The following is a 14008-nucleotide window of genomic DNA, read 5'->3' as shown; positions in this document are numbered from 1 at the left end:
GATGGTCTTAAAAAAGATACTGGTTGACGGTATGTATCCCCAATGGGTGGATGTCCCTGAAGATCCATTAGAGCAGGCTGGCAGGACGATCAGAGAGGGATATGCAAAAGGTCCAAGCAACGTCTTAAAGAGCAAGTATACCGGGTGGAACGTGAAAGGTGCTCTGTGGAGGCGGTAACATGCTTGAGGGCATGAAATTAATCTTTTTCAGGATAGTGTATGGGATGTTTATAATGATCATAATGCCCGTATATAACCTGATTTACGGCTTCGTATTAAGTACAAACCCTACTTATTGTGCAGGGGCTTTGCCGATGGTCGATCTAGGCGTTCAAACGATTAAATGGATCGTGTTTTTGGGCATAGCTGCTGGCGGGTACCACCTCTACTATAGAGCCGTAATGCTCAGAGCCTACGAAAGCCGTGGCGTACAAAATATGGGAAATGGACCGTTTGGAGGGCAGTAGAATGAATTTTAGGGATATATTGAGGCGGTGGTGGACGAAGTTCATTAAAGATGAAGCTGCCCTCGTAGTAAGTTGGTTTGACGTCGTTGTTTTGCTATGTTTCACGATGTTTATATTCATGCTTTTAGGGCCGTTGATGGATCAACTCTATATCTACATGCACTTGGCTCCTATGAACATGACTATTGACGGTCAGACAGTGACTTATTACACAACATCAGATCTCGAAACAAGCGATAAGCTATATGAACTTTACAAGTGGCTGCCATATCTGGCGTTGGGAGTTGTGATTTATTACTCTATAAACTATTCCAATATGAAACGCGGCTCAGAATAATTTTCGGGATAAATCAATTAATATATCCCGAATTTACCTTACTTTTTTAAAAAATTTGACTCATTGTAAGCCGCGTAGCCCATCGTAAATTATGATGGCTATGCATTTGGATTAGCTAAAAAATAGGTTGGGATATTATACATATCCCAAAAATCTAAGAATGGCTTGCACAGCGTCGAAATTGAAGCTGATTCTGACAAAAAAGATAGAAAACAATTAGAAAAGTTATGTTTGGAATAAATTCAAAACAGAATTACCAGTATATCTTATATCTTTTCACAACTCCCATACTATGATAATAATAGTTAGTAGGATGTATTGGCTCTGGAACATATGGTTTTCCAACTCTCACTTCAACTATTGTATCATGCGCCATACCCGACAATGTCCCTGTACAATCTACAAAAATAAGTCCTTTGTCAATTGTTTTAAACACATTGCAAGCATGCCCTTCGTTATCATACATAAAATCTATAGATACCCACCCTGCTCTAATACCATATTTTTCTGCATGGTTATGCAATAGATGTGCAAAATCTGCACATACAAACTTATGATTCTTATATTGAATTTGCTCTGTTTTATCGTAATCTAGGAATTTTATAAGTTCATCATATGTTGGATTTCGAGTATCTTTATAATTCGTAAGTTGTATTCGATGACCATTAGCCTTCAGGTAGTTAATTCTTCTTCTTGAAAAATTTTTACCCCATTTCGGTAATGGATCTATTTTTTGTTTCTCTCCTTTATATATAATACACTTTCTATTTTTGTCATAGTAGATGATATACATGTATCGTCTACCTATAAACTTATAATATGTGTCAGCCCTAGCCCTTTTATTTAGCATTAATATTTTTGATTTTATCCATTTATTTTGTTCATTATAGCTTGCTATTCTATATCCAAGACTTCTAAAATATTTACGTTTTTTATCTCGAGTAAATATGTCAGATATAATATCAAATAAATGTTGACAAATCATATTACATACCACATATTCTGTTCACAATTATCACTTATATGAAATAGCAAGCCAATCATAACGAAGTAGTATAAACTTAATAAGGAAAGGTGGGATATTGATTTATCCCGAACTCAATTATTTTAATATATCTTTATCAGACTTCACTTTTATTTCAAGGTTTTTAAATCGACGTTTAGCGCCATCATGGTCAAATATAATCTTTTTTGATCCAACTTCTTGCATTTCGACAATTTTTCTTACAACATTCATCATTCCATATTTTTTTCCATTTTCGCTGTTTTTTGGATCGGAGATGTATATTCCATGATAATTTTTTGAATATTCAGTTTCTTCCTTCATATTAGCTATAGCTTCTTCAATTTTCTCTTTTGTGAAAACATATTTTTTTCTCTTACCGTTTACCTCCGCTAAGATTTCGTTCATAGTATATTGTTGCGGTGATCGTCTTTTTCCATTATTTGGCTTACCTCTTGTCATCTTTCCTCGCAATATTATTTAGACCATTTTTTATATTTGTCATAAAATTCACATCAAATATGTTGTTTATATCTGACCTATGCAGATTAGATAACACCTTAGAAGCTACAGATGATTTATAGAACAGGCTTGTTTTAATAGACTCTTTGAGATTACCGGAAGACCATGGTACTTGTTTCTCATGATATGCAATGTCATCAGCTAATTGATTTTTAAGAGATTTTTGTGCATTGTCTATCTCTGGTATGCCTGTATTTCCATGTCGTATCGCCCTAGCTACTGTTATTGGATCTGGGTGTAAATCATGTGCTATACCTAATAATACTAAATAATCTTTAGATACATCGAAATGTTTATTTTCGGGTCTATCGAACCATTCTATGAGTCTTTCGCCGTATACTGAAGTATATGTAATTTTACCTACTATGTAAAACTCCTCCCTTACGTTTAAATGTCTATAGAATGAGTCTGATCCTTTTTACTTCACTATAATATGTTAGAAAGTAGCCTTTTTCACTGAATAGATTCTGCATTTGACAGTATATCCGGCATTTTCCATTGCTTTCAAAAATGGATTATTATAATCTCTGAAACTAATTTTCATAGTCTCAGAGATTATTATCTGTCAAGAAAATAAAAAGATTTCTAAATTAGAAAAAACGCACATGATATTCTTGGAATAACATGCCCCAAAAATGAAAGTCCTTTCAGTTACTTTTTTTGATTCTGAACCCCATCATTACCTTAGGACAGGAAGGTTGTCTTTTCTTTGGTTCTTCGAAACCGTGAAAAAACTAACCAGTGAATTGCCATCGAAGGCCCAAATGTGACCTTGATCACGGATGCCAAATTGCCTTTGAGGCAATCCTACTGTCCATGGAAATGATGGAGTAATGTAAATTGGATGGAGAAATAAACAAATCTTGTGGTTTAGATATTCACAAACAATTCGTCATTGCTACCATTCTCAATAAATCCGGTGAAAAACAACTACAACGTTTCGAAAGAGATGATGAAGGTATTTTAAACCTTAAAAATTGGGTGACATCTGAAAAATGTGATGTTGTTGCATGTGAATCAACAAGTGATTTTTGGGTTCCGATTTATGATTCATTGATAAACCATCTACCTGTCATAGTTGGAAATGCGCGCGATATGAAAGCATTTACACACAAAAAGACAGATAAGATAGATTCAGAAGTAATTGCAAAACTTGCATTGAATAAGATGATTCAACCATCAAGAGTTTTTCCAAAGAGACACAGGGAGTATAGGTCATATGTCAGGCTTCGCCTAACTCTCGTGAGAAAAAGAACAGATATAAAAAATGAAGCTCATGCGATTCTTTCTTCTGAAATGTTACATCTTGGTAATGTGCTCAAAGACATCTTTGGAAAAAATGGAAGAGCAATTCTAGCAGGAATATCCTCAGGAAAAAATGTTGACCAGATTATAGCATCACTTACTCCAAATGTTAGGAAAAAAGCTGGACAGATAAGAGAGATTCTTGACAGGGAAATATCTCAAAGCGCTGCCCTCAGGCTTCAGATATGTCTGGATCTGATTAAAAACCTTGATGATGAAATCGAAACACTGGAGAAAGAAATTTTCAATTATGCTTATAGTAAGCATAAAAGGGAAATGGATCTGTTAATGTCAGTTCCAGGAATTGGAGAAATTGGTGCTGCAACTCTAATTGCTGAAATCGGAAATTTCAAAGATTTTTTATCAGGGGATAAACTTGCTTCATGGCTTGGACTGGTTCCAAATGTCTATCAATCTGCGGATAAATACCACAACGGAAGAATCACAAAGAGAGGATCAAAGGTAGCAAGGTGGATTCTGACACAGATTGCTCAGGCAGCGGCAAGAAAGAAAAATAGCAAGTTAAAAGAGTTTTTTAACAGGAAAAAGAAGACAATTGGACATGCAAAGGCAATTATTGCCCTGGCAAGGAAAATTGCAACAATAATATGGCATCTGATCATAAATGATGAGATGTACGAGGATGAAACAGGATATGAAAAGGGGAGGTTCAAAAGAGAAAGATTGTTGAGACTGAGACATTCTCGGTTGATGAGCGTATCACAATAATCAGCGGAATAATTGCAATGATAGGAAATAAGAAAGGAGAGAGTACGTGATGACTCGATCATCACGGACTTTCATGCCAAAGACAAGAAAAAAAGAGGTGGGATATTAAACATATCCCAAAAATCTAAGTATTACTGCACCTGCAAGCACTATTGCCAGCAACGAGCCTAGACTTATCCCGCTTGTGATCGAGTCCAATACATCCTGATACCAGCCAAGCCCTTCTGTAATGCTAACATTAGTTGAGCTAACTGCAACGGTTTTCAGACTGTGTGACAGGTCGGTGCTGCGGATTAAAATCTCCTGCTCTGGGGCTTCTTCGACATCTATCACATCTGTTTTCGTGAATGTGCCGCTCTCGTTAGTTGCTTCAAGGCTGACAGTGTAAGTTCCAGCTACAGTATAGGTGTGACTTGGATTCTGTTCTGTACTTGTTGTGCCGTCACCGAAATCCCAATTCCAGTCAGTGGTATTCGTCGTACTGGCATCAAAGAACTGCACCGTGAATGGCAGACTGTGATATGTGTCGTTTGCTGTAAGATTCACTTCAGAAGACAATGGGGTATAGGTGAACGAATCGAACACAATTTCATGCTGCTGTCCGTCGAAAGGCGCATTTCCAGTAGCGGGCACTACACCGCCATAAAGCGTGTCATTACACCAGTAGTTTAGCTCGATTTTCGAGAACACTTTTGGAATGCCGCTTACGTTTGTGCAGGTCCAATCAGCTATTGTAGCCCCGTTTTCTGCCGTCACATTCCAGTGAATCCTGTTTGGGTACCACTCGAACTGATAAGTGACGTTTTTCGCCGAGTTATACTGGCTTCCTTCAGAAACAAAGGTTCTACGATTATTGAGTCCGTTCCACGGCTGATTTGTGAGCCACAATATATCATCTGCCGCTCCTGTATCAGACCAAGTGGTCGAATCTACGTCATTACCCCACCTGCTAGGCTCAATATCTATCTCGTGGGCTGCACCATCACTGTAATTGTAGGTGAACATTCCCACTACAATATTATGGTCCTGATCCATAAGCGGGCTATTATAGTCTTTCCAGGTGAATGTACCATATCTATACGAGTCAACACTTATCGTTTCAGATGAGTACCAAGTTCCATTGATCTGCGAAATCAATAGATGCTGCCTATCGTTTCCGTCAATATATGCTGAATCCTGGTATTTTCCCCAATAGTTCCCACCGGGATTGCCTGTTGTAGTCCTTACAATCCAGTCCCTACCTTGCCATGTGAATCGAGTGCCGTATGCATGAATATAGCTTGATACTGTTTTTACACTACTGCCATAAGCATTGTTTACAGTTAGGGTTACAGTATAGTTTGTGGCTGTGTAATAAGTGTGAGTAGGGTTTTGTTCGTAGCTTATATTACCATCACCAAAATTCCAAAGCCAGCTTGTGGGAGATCCTGTGCTAGTGTCCGTAAAAGCCACTGTAACAGGCGCTGCCGCCTTTTTTACATCACTCGTGAAATTGGCTGTCGGACCGACTTGCGCAACGCCATTGACGGTTACGGTTGGTTCGGGATATATGTGTTTGGCGTATGCCACGAAATCCACACTCATGTTGTGGTTTGGGCCGTTTCCAGTAATGTAGGAAAATCCCGAAGTATCATCTGTGCCATAGCTATCATTCAGTCTGCTAATCTCTGCATATGCACCAGTTGAATTTCTGGCGCCTGCATAGGTATTTTTCCCGGCTGTCTTATAGACACTGAAAACTAAGAATTCATTAGCGGCGACCGTCATATTAGGGATAAAATAGGGATTTGTGCCAGATGTTGCATAGATCCTATTAGACAGTTTCAGTGGGCTATCAAGAATCTGTGTGTGTGCCCTGTCAGTGCCTGATTGGCTTGAGCTTGAATTGTTTGTAAGACCGGAGTTGTGACCATTAGCGGTTACACTGCTTGCACGCCAGATAATAGTCTGATTCAAGGGATTCATTGCTATTTTTCCACACATCCTGGCACTGGTATTGAATTCAAGAACACCATCATGCTGATAATAGCTAGCAATTGTCTGCCATTCAGAAGTATTGTAAGCCCCTGTACCATCGAAGCCAGTGAACCAGTCAAATACAGCACTACCATTTGATTCGCTAACTGTTTCTCCGGGAATATCCCACTCTGCATACAGAGTTGTTGTGTCTGCTGGCAGCCGAACGTAGAACAATGCACTATCAGAGTATATATCAACGAGATAGTAGCTGAGGTTTGTTCCGCCATTTTCATGTGAGTTATTGCCGAAAAACCGCACATCTGCATAGCCACTATCGATCCCAGTTGCATTAGGCAGCAAAACCCTAATCTGATACCCATCAGGTAGCGAGTTGTTGTCCACTGTAATTTGAGCCGAGACTGCTGCGGCACTAGCGGTGCCAATCAAAGTAATAAGAAGAAACACACCAATAAAATATCCCGAAAGTTTCATGTAATCACCTCAGACTCATCTACTACTGTATAACCAGCCGAAGCAATTGCAGTCAGTAGATTATTTTTTGTGTCTACGATTGTTGTACCAATAGTCACCGGGATATATCCACTATTATAATTCCCATCGTTATCGAATTCGAAAATATGATTGTCTAACTGGTACAAATCTCCATCTGCTGGCTGTTCTGAGAATACTAGGTTCCTGTTTCCTGCACTGCCTTGAAGAATGTCAGTATCAATATTTCCCATAAGAATGACGCCAACAAGCAGTACAATCACTACTTTGACGATGCTCACTGCCCATCCAGAGGAAGTGTCAGTGACTGATTCTGTAACATCGGCGAATTCATCGAATAGACCAACACCCATTTACGACACCTCGCAATCAGTATTGCTCTCTATGGCTTCTGCGAGGTTGTTCGAGGATTCGGTGATCGTGGAACCAATTGCCACATTACATCCCGAAGACGGTCCCTTCACAAAAGTGAATTGAACACCATCAACTGTTACCGTATCGCCCGGTGCTGGATTGTCTTCAAAGTTGACATGCCACACACCGCTATCGTCGTTCGAGGCGTTATATGCCACGATTCCGCAAAAAGCAAACAAAGACTACTGCAAGTAGCATTGCAAGTCCTTTTACTTTCATTTCTCCCACCTCAATTTGCGACTCTTTTGATCCATATTGATCAAAACCATTCTTCCCTCGTCATCAAAATCCCAAACTAGACGATCGCTATGTTTCCATCCAGCTTTTTTTGCGGGTTTTGTTATGCTCACTAGCAATTCATCACCCTGTTGTCGGATCTTTGTCATTATCGTACCTCTTATCTATTAGTAGAAAACTATAGAAATCCATAGAAATCTATAGAAATATAATATCGCTTCGGATATATCCGTTGTGTCGGGATTCAGTATCGAGCGGCACTGTGACGACTCAAGATATTTATCTGTTGAAAAGAATTAAATTATAATTATAATTTAATTCGAGGAATAAAATGAAACGAGGACGACGTTCAATATCAACAAAAATCAAGAAAATCAGTACAGGATTTTCATTATCTCCAGCCGCTCTACGTATCCTGGACGCAAAACGCGGCAACGATACTAGGTCTGCTTACGTTGAAAAATTGATACGAGGGATAGAATAATGCTAATTGATATTCGGGATAATTTGTTGGATCTGGCGGAAATGTACCTTGAGCGATATCCAATACTTGCCGATGCGGTGGCGAACGCAGACGATAACGAATTTGAGATCCGCCCAAGATCGGTACAGTTGTTGTTTTCGCCAGTAGAACCAGAGAGCACCATCACCGTGAAAAGAATCGTGTATATAGGCGTCGATCTTGATGCGGGAAATGCGCTCTGCCAAAACCATACTTGCATATATATCCCAAAAAAATACGTTGATCACCCTCGCACAGTATACGCTATTTTTCTCGATGGGGTATGGATCAATAGATATGCGCCAGTAGATGCCGTTTTTCTAACCAAGCGGGAGGCTGATCAGTACATGGAATGTGAGAAAGAGTATCTAAAACATATTGGGGTGAATGTATGGAAATAGTCGTTGATCTCAGTCCAGAAGTAGTTCAAATGTTGGATTATCACCGTGCCAGGCTGCAAGCTGACAGGTCGAGCTTCTTGAATTATCTGATAGCTCTCTACGATCAGAACACCCGTGAATATCACCAGCAAGTGCAGTATCAACAGCCTACGGGATATGTTCAGGGACTAGAGCCTGTCGAATCAATTAAGAATATCCCTCCTCAGAAGCAATTCAAGTTGTGTAGGAACAATAAAGCACTTCCACGTGGGACCAAGGCACAAGCCACTGTAATCCGGCAGAAATCGAAGACTATCCCGAAAAATACAGCTAGGAGGATGAAGTGATGACAGGACAAGTGGTTTACAAGATCCTGAATGTGCTAGCCGCAAAAGACTGGTTAACTCGACAAGAGATTATGCAGCTGACAGGTCTGCTGAACATGCAGAGTCAACAGACTCTCTGTAGCTTAATGAATATCGGGAATGTCGAGAGAGTGAAATGTGGAACTCGATACTATTATTGGTGTATCACTGAAAGTGGACGGCAGGAACATGAGAAAATGAAACAAAAATATGGTCCTATACTGCTAGATGAAACATGCTTGAGGATTATCAAAAATCGGGATGTAGATGCTATACAACAGCGATTACTGAAACAGCAGAAGCTGAAGCTGTATATGAAAGAGCGAGAAGCAAAGATTAAGAAATCTTTTAGAGACGAGAAAGCGCTTCGCGCTGGAAAACATGGAATAGAACGCTACTTCCAGTATGACTTGAACAACCCTATAGACGCTGAAATTGTGCGGAGAATTTGCGAGCTCTCCACCAGAAAACGGTATGGACTGAAAGACACATATCTGGAAGATTGTTGTAGGCGGCTGCTTGCGAAACGGCTGGGAAAGGGCATTGCGAGTCAAATAATAACCGACCAATTATTAGAACAGGAACTGCTAAAACGCTGCCTGAAAAACGGCAAAACAAGAAATGAATATGTTCGCGAACTGTTCTGTATTCAGCTCGACATAAAAGAGGGTTTTGAGGTCGTTCAGACCCACAACCCTGCAACGATTTTTTGATACTTTTTTAGAAATCTTTTTATTTCTCCTAACTTCCTTCTTGTCATAAGGAAGTGAAATATTGGAAACGATAGAGAACACACTAGACTTGTTCAGTCGAGGAAAGTATATTCTTGCATACTATCGCGACGCGAAAAAAATCACTGGCGAGATTTCATGCACTAGTGGACATTGCGATGGGAAAGAACTCGACGATTCTTGCATTGTTGTTTTTAGGGTGTTAGATCGAATAGAAAAGGGCATGCCACGCAACGATATAGATGAAGTTTGCTATATCTGTGATGTAGAAATATACTGCAATAGATGTGGTTCAATTTTCTACGCAAAATCTGAAAAAACATTTGAAGAACAAATAGAAGCAATTCTAGATAATCAAGATCTTAGAGGTTTTCCGATACCTATCGAGTTGCCAGAATACTACAGTATTCCGTGCGTGCGAGCATCATACTCTATGGTTGTAGATATTACAAAGGAAGAATATATTGAAACACGCTAATCGCGGCTATTAATCGTCTGGGATATATTTAGCCACCAATATATCCCGGACTTTACTCGCCTTAAAACTTTTGATACATACCCAACGAGAAAGCCAAATTCGCATCTTCTGGCTTCAGTGCTTTTTTGTCGCTCACACACTCACTATTTATGATAAACTGCTTGCAGGCACCGCTGCACTTGGTGAACAGGTCAGGATTCACCGTAAGCGCTTCGCCATCCAGCAGTTTTATTACGAGCCCGAAATTCCTGTAAGACATATTGTATCCGATCTGCTTCACGATTTTCTTTTGGAACTTGTTTTCCTCGCCGCTCTCGGCAACTTTCTTCTCCTCGGCTTCCATTACACGCCTCGTGTACTGCCCAAGGCAGAAAAATGCCTTTTTCCCGTTACTGTCATTTGATCCGAAAAATTTGCTGTTCTGTTCGAAGTATGCTTCAAGTTTAGTCTGTTTGCTGTTCTGCTGTGCTTCAACTTTCCCATTCTGCTGTTCTGTCTTCTGTACCATGTCAAAATCATCTCTTTTCTTTTTATTGGCTCATTTGCCAATTTTTAGACAATTTTAATTATACGACGTATCGTATTTATACGTATTGTTTAAATCGGCATCAGTTGACACGAAACAGCAAAAATGAATAACATATAGTTTATAAAGGTCTTGGTTATCGATATAACTGTTATAATGTTATTCTCGCAAAAATTTGCACGGGGAAATATATAGTTATACTAAAACCTAACTATAGTAAGGATTTCATCTGAAATCCAAGAAAACTGTGTTCAGTATATAAATCAAACCTAAATCAAACCTAACTATATTTTGTATATAGTTAGGTCTCCCAGAATACAGATAGGATTTTGAGTTATAAATAAAAAAAGTAAGAATGTTAGGAATAATGAATGTTTGATTGTAGTATTCGGGATAGTTATAGGGTTAGAATGTTTTGAACTAACATATCCCAGAAGCTCTTACTTAGTACTCATCTGGTATTAGCCTATAAACCCCACCAGCTAAAAGAATAGGAGGCATTAAGAAGAGTATTACATCAACTAAACTTACAATTAGTTTAATATTGTCTGTTGACTGAGCAAAAGGTCCAGCGGTTGGCAGAAGAGGCATAAACGAGTTATTAATGTTTTGAAATATCAAATCTAACAAGTAAAATTCGTCAAGTGAAACTCCAGTAAAAGCTTCAAACAATATTACAGCAATAAAAGTTAAAACGGAGCCCAACCATTTCCAACCAATTTCCATATAGAAGAATTGATGTCAAAGGTTATCTTTTTTTCATAAGTCTTAATCACCCATATACATGTTACTGGAAGCCACGTACAAAGGCGAGGGCTATCGTATAGGACGAGGATGGACCAAATAAATCGCGGGCGCTACAAGCTTGGTGTACAGAATCAGATACAACGTTATTAATGTTTCCATCCTGGTTTACCACACATCCATCTTCTATCTTCATTATTTCTGTCTTTCCCGTCTGAATGACTTCTGCTTATATGCTCTCTTAGATCTTCTCTACTTTGGAATAAAGCACCACAAAACGGACAATCTGCTACCATATTTTTTACTATATTACACTTCAATAAAAATGTTTCGAATTAGTTAAGTGTTCACAATTTAGATAGAATGTTTAAGTAATTTTTAGTCAGATTCGAATATGTATAATTGTTAACTATCCCGAGCCTTCCACACACATATTTCTAGAAGCCACGCGCCGCTTCATAGCCAATCGTATAGGATGCGTCTAGGATATTTATATCTCCCAACTTACGCAGCGGCTTCTGCGTAACATTATGGCGCCTTCTAAACATAAAACATATTGGAATATATTCTATTTTCGAACATCAAAAATATTTATTATCAATGTGCAGAATATATAAAAATATGCCAAATATTACCGCAACAAAAGACGAGTATGAAGAAATGTTATCAGATCTGTCTATACTCGAAAGCCTACTTATGGACATCGGGGAACGGCTGTATTTGAAGTTCGGTGCGCCGAGATGTGGTGGGCTGATGGTCGGCTTAACAGCGTGTATAGAAGCTCAGGGTGTGCTTCAACATAGAATGGATAATGAATTTCCAGCCGAGGGAGATATAAGAGCTAATGAAAGAGCAGAAGCCAAAAGACTTACCAAGGAAACAATAGCGAAAAAGAAAGCAATGATGGCAGAGAGGAAAGAAAGAAGCAATTTAAAGAAGCAGATTGAAGATGTAGCAGCAATTGAACCAAATCCAGAGGTTGCTGCCGTGCTTAACGATAAGCTAAGAAAGAAAAGAACTATATTTGACTTATTGCCACCAGAACAGAGACCAAAGGAGTATCAGTAATGGTTACGCTCGGCTATTCCCACAAATTCAACGCTCTTAAGTTCAGGATATTAGAAGCATTGTTCAAGTCCGATAAACCAATGACTGTTCGGGATATAGAATATGAGACTGGTATTCACCATACCAATGTTTCCTGTGCAATGAGCCACTATCAAAAAATTCGTAAGCAAAGTGGCAAAGTAATAAAATTGCCTTACATTCAGCGGCTAGAGAAAAAAGGTCCGAATGGTCTCTATCGCTATAAAATCACAAAGAGTGGAATAGAAGCATACGTAAGCTATCTGAGCAGGCTCAATAGTGGCATATCCCTGAATAGGATTAAGACAGCGGATCACAAGGTAGAAAAGTTGTCGCCAGAAGATCTTGAAGTACAACCCCAACAGCTAATCCCATACATCAAGATTAGAAAGACCGGATTCGAAATAGGATTGACAAAACCAGCAGACGTATTAAAGCTCGAGTCGATGATAAAGCATCATGTGACACCACCCGAGAGTCAACGACGAAGGCAAGAGGCAGCCAAAGCTGCCTGATATTAGAATATAGACCTACATTCTATTGATTTTGATTTATACTACGTATTGAAATATAGACCATTGAAAAACAGAGCTCTTTTTCTATTAGAATATTTCATATTGGAATATCTAGGAAGCTCGTAGCCGCACAAGGCTTTTCAATTCCTTATATTATATTTTGTGCCCGGATTTTAGGTCGATTTTGGCACCTAGCGATTCCTTACAATTCCACGATTTTGACTCAAAATATAAAATCCTTATAAATCAATATAGTGGAGCGGGCACCTTCCACATCTACAATATCCCGAACAATTTCTTCTACAAATTCTTCTACACTGCTCGATGACAGCACCAAGTCACCCGCTCATTAAACTTGATTAGGAAGCCATAAATCTTATATATTACAAACTACATAAACAACTTAATAAATTCATAAATACTCTTTTAACTTATTTAGTTTAGACTGATTGCGATAGCTGGCGATTTTTAGTAGGTTCCTTTGCCTCAAATAATTTTTTATAATAGATAGGTACAAAAGAGATAAGCTTTACAGGCTGTTTACAGGGATTCCGGTTTACATTTCTTTACAGGATCCCCTACAAAAAATGTGTTTGAGGAGAGAATTATGTCAGAAGAGAACCGTGTCGGCAGCAAGATACGCCAGCTTAGAGAAGCCCAGGATATGACTGTGGAAGAACTGGCTGAAGCCAGTCAGAGTAGCGTGGAGTTAATCCAGCAGTTAGAAAACGGAGCCCTTGTTCCGTCTTTGACCCCTCTTTTAAAGATTGCCCGGGCTTTAGGCGTCCGCCTCGGTACTTTTCTGGACGACATGCCCCAGAGTGGACCTGTACTGGTAAGAGCAGGACTATCTGAAAATGTGGTCCGATTTTCAGGAAAGACTGAGAGGCCAAAAAAGAGTGCTCTTGATTTTTACTCCCTTGCCTCGGATAAGGCAGACCGCCATATGGAACCTTTCATTATTGATATTCATCCTTCCCCTGAAGAAAGTCACAAACTCTCTTCCCACGAAGGAGAGGAGTTCATTTATGTCCTTTCCGGGGAAATTGAAATCTTCTATGGGAAGGACATTCACAGGCTGAGTGCAGGAGACAGTATCTATTATGATTCCATTGTCCCGCACGACGTTCACGTAGCTGGGACAGAAGACGCACGCATACTGGCTGTGGTTTATGCTCCTCTCTGACAGCTTCAATAG

General features: G+C 39.2%; 16 protein-coding genes and 1 pseudogene. 11 read left to right on the top strand and 6 right to left on the bottom strand.

The window, feature by feature from the left end; genetic code table 11:
* The first annotated feature begins 1 nt into the window (after position 1).
* Genes PLL47_RS01610 through PLL47_RS01600 form a run of 3 tightly spaced genes read left to right on the top strand, consistent with a single transcriptional unit; the run spans position 2 to position 804 of the window.
* On the top strand, positions 2–178 hold the full coding sequence (locus PLL47_RS01610; RefSeq protein ID WP_324444084.1) for a hypothetical protein: 177 nt from the start codon (positions 2–4) through the stop codon (positions 176–178).
* A 1-nt stretch (position 179) separates the two neighbouring features.
* The gene (locus PLL47_RS01605) at positions 180–467 is read left to right on the top strand and encodes a hypothetical protein (protein ID WP_324444082.1); all 288 of its coding nucleotides are present in this window, start codon (positions 180–182) and stop codon (positions 465–467) included.
* 1 nt (position 468) lies between these two features.
* Positions 469–804 carry a hypothetical protein gene (locus tag PLL47_RS01600; RefSeq protein ID WP_324444081.1) on the top strand — a complete coding sequence of 112 codons (336 nt, stop codon included), beginning with the start codon at positions 469–471 and terminating at the stop codon, positions 802–804.
* A 253-nt stretch (positions 805–1057) separates the two neighbouring features.
* On the opposite strand, the gene PLL47_RS01595 is transcribed toward PLL47_RS01600, so the two are convergent.
* A complete protein-coding gene (locus PLL47_RS01595; protein ID WP_324444079.1) occupies positions 1058–1789 on the bottom strand; it encodes a hypothetical protein in 732 nt (243 codons plus the stop codon).
* 117 nt (positions 1790–1906) lie between these two features.
* Positions 1907–2269 (bottom strand): hypothetical protein, encoded by a 363-nt coding sequence (locus PLL47_RS01590; RefSeq protein ID WP_324444077.1) that lies wholly within the window; start codon positions 2267–2269, stop codon positions 1907–1909.
* A 900-nt stretch (positions 2270–3169) separates the two neighbouring features.
* Here PLL47_RS01590 and PLL47_RS01585 point away from each other — a divergent pair.
* Positions 3170–4413: pseudogene (locus tag PLL47_RS01585) on the top strand (IS110 family RNA-guided transposase).
* 55 nt (positions 4414–4468) lie between these two features.
* Here PLL47_RS01585 and PLL47_RS01580 read toward each other — a convergent pair.
* Together PLL47_RS01580 and PLL47_RS01575 are read right to left on the bottom strand one after the other, a co-directional pair.
* Positions 4469–6814 carry a DUF2341 domain-containing protein gene (locus PLL47_RS01580; RefSeq protein ID WP_324444075.1) on the bottom strand — a complete coding sequence of 782 codons (2346 nt, stop codon included), beginning with the start codon at positions 6812–6814 and terminating at the stop codon, positions 4469–4471.
* Positions 6811–7185, bottom strand: coding sequence for a hypothetical protein (locus tag PLL47_RS01575; RefSeq protein ID WP_324444074.1), 375 nt, complete (start codon positions 7183–7185; stop codon positions 6811–6813). The genes PLL47_RS01580 and PLL47_RS01575 overlap by 4 nt, the downstream gene beginning before the upstream one ends.
* 781 nt (positions 7186–7966) lie before the next feature.
* Here PLL47_RS01575 and PLL47_RS01570 point away from each other — a divergent pair.
* From PLL47_RS01570 to PLL47_RS01555, 4 genes are all read left to right on the top strand, one after another.
* Complete coding sequence (locus PLL47_RS01570; protein WP_324444072.1) at positions 7967–8386, top strand: hypothetical protein; 420 nt, start codon at positions 7967–7969, stop codon at positions 8384–8386.
* Positions 8377–8712 carry a hypothetical protein gene (locus PLL47_RS01565; RefSeq protein WP_324444070.1) on the top strand — a complete coding sequence of 112 codons (336 nt, stop codon included), beginning with the start codon at positions 8377–8379 and terminating at the stop codon, positions 8710–8712. Before PLL47_RS01570 ends, PLL47_RS01565 begins: the two co-directional genes overlap by 10 nt.
* 332 nt (positions 8713–9044) lie before the next feature.
* Positions 9045–9443, top strand: coding sequence for a hypothetical protein (locus PLL47_RS01560; protein ID WP_324444068.1), 399 nt, complete (start codon positions 9045–9047; stop codon positions 9441–9443).
* 61 nt (positions 9444–9504) lie between these two features.
* Complete coding sequence (locus PLL47_RS01555; RefSeq protein ID WP_324444066.1) at positions 9505–9939, top strand: hypothetical protein; 435 nt, start codon at positions 9505–9507, stop codon at positions 9937–9939.
* Between the two features lie 61 nt (positions 9940–10000).
* Here the strand turns inward: PLL47_RS01555 and PLL47_RS01550 are convergent, their stop codons facing one another.
* Positions 10001–10447: a hypothetical protein gene (locus PLL47_RS01550; RefSeq protein ID WP_324444064.1), complete on the bottom strand. Its 447-nt coding sequence runs from the start codon at positions 10445–10447 to the stop codon at positions 10001–10003.
* 462 nt (positions 10448–10909) lie between these two features.
* Positions 10910–11191 carry a hypothetical protein gene (locus PLL47_RS01545; RefSeq protein ID WP_324444062.1) on the bottom strand — a complete coding sequence of 94 codons (282 nt, stop codon included), beginning with the start codon at positions 11189–11191 and terminating at the stop codon, positions 10910–10912.
* A gap of 639 nt (positions 11192–11830) precedes the next feature.
* Between PLL47_RS01545 and PLL47_RS01540 the strand changes: the two genes are divergently transcribed.
* From PLL47_RS01540 to PLL47_RS01530, 3 genes are all read left to right on the top strand, one after another.
* A complete protein-coding gene (locus PLL47_RS01540; protein ID WP_324444060.1) occupies positions 11831–12277 on the top strand; it encodes a hypothetical protein in 447 nt (148 codons plus the stop codon).
* The gene (locus tag PLL47_RS01535; protein WP_324444058.1) at positions 12277–12810 is read left to right on the top strand and encodes a hypothetical protein; all 534 of its coding nucleotides are present in this window, start codon (positions 12277–12279) and stop codon (positions 12808–12810) included. Before PLL47_RS01540 ends, PLL47_RS01535 begins: the two co-directional genes overlap by 1 nt.
* Before the next feature lie 607 nt (positions 12811–13417).
* Entirely contained in the window at positions 13418–13996 is a 579-nt protein-coding gene (locus PLL47_RS01530; RefSeq protein WP_324444056.1) for a helix-turn-helix domain-containing protein, read from the top strand.
* The last annotated feature ends 12 nt before the right edge of the window (positions 13997–14008 follow it).

The sequence above is a fragment of the Methanosarcina sp. genome (assembly GCF_035390745.1).
Lineage (GTDB): Archaea > Halobacteriota > Methanosarcinia > Methanosarcinales > Methanosarcinaceae > Methanosarcina.
The sequence above is the reverse complement of the archived record's forward strand: the minus strand, read 5'-3'. Positions and strand labels throughout refer to the sequence as shown.